The sequence below is a fragment of the Burkholderia sp. LMG 13014 genome, assembly GCF_905232215.1.
GTDB lineage: Bacteria > Pseudomonadota > Gammaproteobacteria > Burkholderiales > Burkholderiaceae > Burkholderia.
Genome location: NZ_CAJNKE010000770.1, coordinates 1 through 2396, shown reverse-complemented (window position 1 = coordinate 2396; position 2396 = coordinate 1). Strand labels below are relative to the sequence as shown.

3 protein-coding genes are annotated in these 2396 nt (G+C 67.6%); all 3 read left to right on the top strand.

The features are described 5' to 3' along the window. Positions 1 to 1604, top strand: a 1604-nt coding sequence (locus JYJ84_RS34360) for a TOMM system kinase/cyclase fusion protein (protein ID WP_205190105.1), incomplete at its 5' end; no start/stop codon positions are given. Between the two features lie 33 nt (positions 1605 to 1637). After that, on the top strand, positions 1638 to 1982 hold the full coding sequence (locus JYJ84_RS34355) for a BMA_0021/BMA_0022 family TOMM bacteriocin (protein ID WP_043179516.1): 345 nt from the start codon (positions 1638 to 1640) through the stop codon (positions 1980 to 1982). Positions 1983 to 1998: 16 nt separating this feature from the next. Continuing rightward, on the top strand, positions 1999 to 2361 hold the full coding sequence (locus JYJ84_RS34350) for a BMA_0021/BMA_0022 family TOMM bacteriocin (protein ID WP_122949264.1): 363 nt from the start codon (positions 1999 to 2001) through the stop codon (positions 2359 to 2361). Positions 2362 to 2396 lie beyond the last annotated feature (35 nt).

The window sequence follows — 2396 nt, the reverse complement described above, 5'->3', positions numbered from 1 at the left end:
AGCTGACGGCGAGCGGCGCCGACGGCTCGCTCGCGGGGTTGCGGGCCACCGATCCCTGTCCGCTTCCGCTCAGCCTGGGCGGCATGCTCGGTCTCGCGTTCGACCGGATCGACGACGCGCGCGATACCGCGCAGCTCGCCGCGACCATCGGGCTCGAGGTGGATGCGCAACTGCTCGCCGATGCATCGCCCCATGATCGGGCCACGCTCGACGCACACCTGCGGCTGCTGCTCGAAGAGCGGATCGTGTATGCGCAGCACCGGCGCGATCGTGTGTTCTATGCGTTCCGGCACGCGCTGATTCGCGACGCGGCCTATGAATCGATGCCGCTCGCCGTGCGGCGCGGCAACCATGCGCGTGTCGGCCGTGCGCTGACCGCGGAAGCCGATCGCGGCGCGGGTGCGCACACGTTCGGTGTCGCCGGGCACTTCGCGCGTGCGGGGGGCCTGACCGACGCGATCGCCCATGGCATCGACGCGTCGCGTCGCGCGCTCGCATGCTCGCGGTACGACGATGCGATCCGCTATGGGCAGTGCGTGTTCGACTGGCTCGGCAACGCCGACTACGCGCAACGTGAACATGACAGCGCGCGCATCCGTGCGACGTTGACGCACGCGACGATGGCGCGGTTCGGCTGGGCGAATCCGCAGGTGCGCGAACATGCGGAGCAGCTGTTGCGGCAGATGCAGACGCTCGACGACCCGGAGCTCGAGATCAGCGCGCTATGGACCTTGTCGACCTACTACCACGTCGCCGGCGACCGTCCCACCGTGCGCGAGATCGGCTTGCGGCTCGATGCGCTCGCGAGCGAGCGTGGCGATGCCGGGGCTCAGGTCGCGGCGGACGCGATGCGCGGCATGAGCCTGTGGGTCGACGGCCACTATGCGCGCGCCCGCGCCGCGTTCGACGCGGTGCTGGCAGGCTACGACGTGCGGCGCGACGCGGATCACCGGCGCATCCTCGGGCTCGATACGCGCGCGTGGACGATGGCGTCGCTGGCCAGCGTGCGCTGGTGCATGGACGACGATCCACAGGCCGCGCTCGCGTTGGCGCACGACGCGGTGTATTGCGCGACCTGCCTCGATCATCTGCCGACGCTCGGCGTCACGATGATGTACCTCGCGCGCACCTACCAGCTCGCGGGCGATCGCGACGCGGCACTCGCGCTGTCGGAAGCGATCCTGCGCCTGTCGGAGGTCCACCGGTTGCGCGCGGTCGGGCACTACGCGGCGATCATTCGCGCGTGGGCGCAAGGGGATCGTGCGGGGGTCGTCGCGCATCTCGATGCGCAGCGGCAGTCGGGCGGGTTGCTCGGGCTGACCTACTACACGTCGCTGCTGGCCGAGCTGGATGCCGCGGGCGGCGATTACGGCGCCGCGCTCGCCCGGATCGAAGAATGCCTCGCGTGGTGCGAGTCGACCGGGGAGCGGTATTACGAAGCGCAACTGCTGCTGAAGAAGTGCGAGTACTTGCGCCTGGCCGATCCGCGATGCGGCGGCGTGGCCGCGCTGGACGCGTGTCGGCGTGCAGTCGAAATTGCAACAACGGCGGGCATGGGCCGCATCGCCAGGTTCGCCGGAGCGCTGTTGCAGTCGTTGCCGTAAGTGGTTCAATTCGTCAATCAGGAGAACAGAGAGATGAGCAAGGATCTTCGATTACCGACGTACGAACAGTTTCTCGAATACCGTGCCACCGTCATCCGGGCGATCGCGCTGGCATGGCATTCGCCGGCGTTTCTCGACGAACTCGAGGCCGATCCGATCAAGGCGCTGCGCGAGCATTTCGACTATCACTTTCCGTTCCGGCTCGACCTGAAGGTGCAGCCCAAATCGTCGGTGTGGACGCCGACCGTCAACGGCGACTGGACGGCCGGCCGCAGAAACAAGCTCACGCTGTACCTGCCGCCTGCACCGGCGGACGAGGCGCAATTCGCGCAGGCGCTGGCTGCCTACAACGCGAACCACATCACCATCATGGAATGACCTCGGGGAAACCGACATGGCAAACAACAACGCCAATCCGACGCTCGAATCGATGCTGGAGTTCCAGAAGGTCTATCTGCGCGCCATCGCGCTCTCGTGGCGGGACCCGGAATTCAAGGGCGAGCTGCTGGAGAAGCCGCTGGAGACGCTCGCGAAATACTTCGGTTACCAGTGTCCGTGGATCGTCGACATCGAGGTCGTCAAGACGCCCGGCAATCATGGCTGGACGAACCATGGAAGCGGCAGCGGGAGCTGGAACCTGCCGCGCAACGTGATGACGGTCGGCATACCGGAGCAGCCCGCGAGCCTGGACGAGGAGGCCGTTGCACTCGCGGCCTACTGCGACGCCGGGCCGAGCTACCTGTTTACCTGCTGCTGACGCGGCGCGGCCGCGCCGTGTGCCGTCGCGCGGCC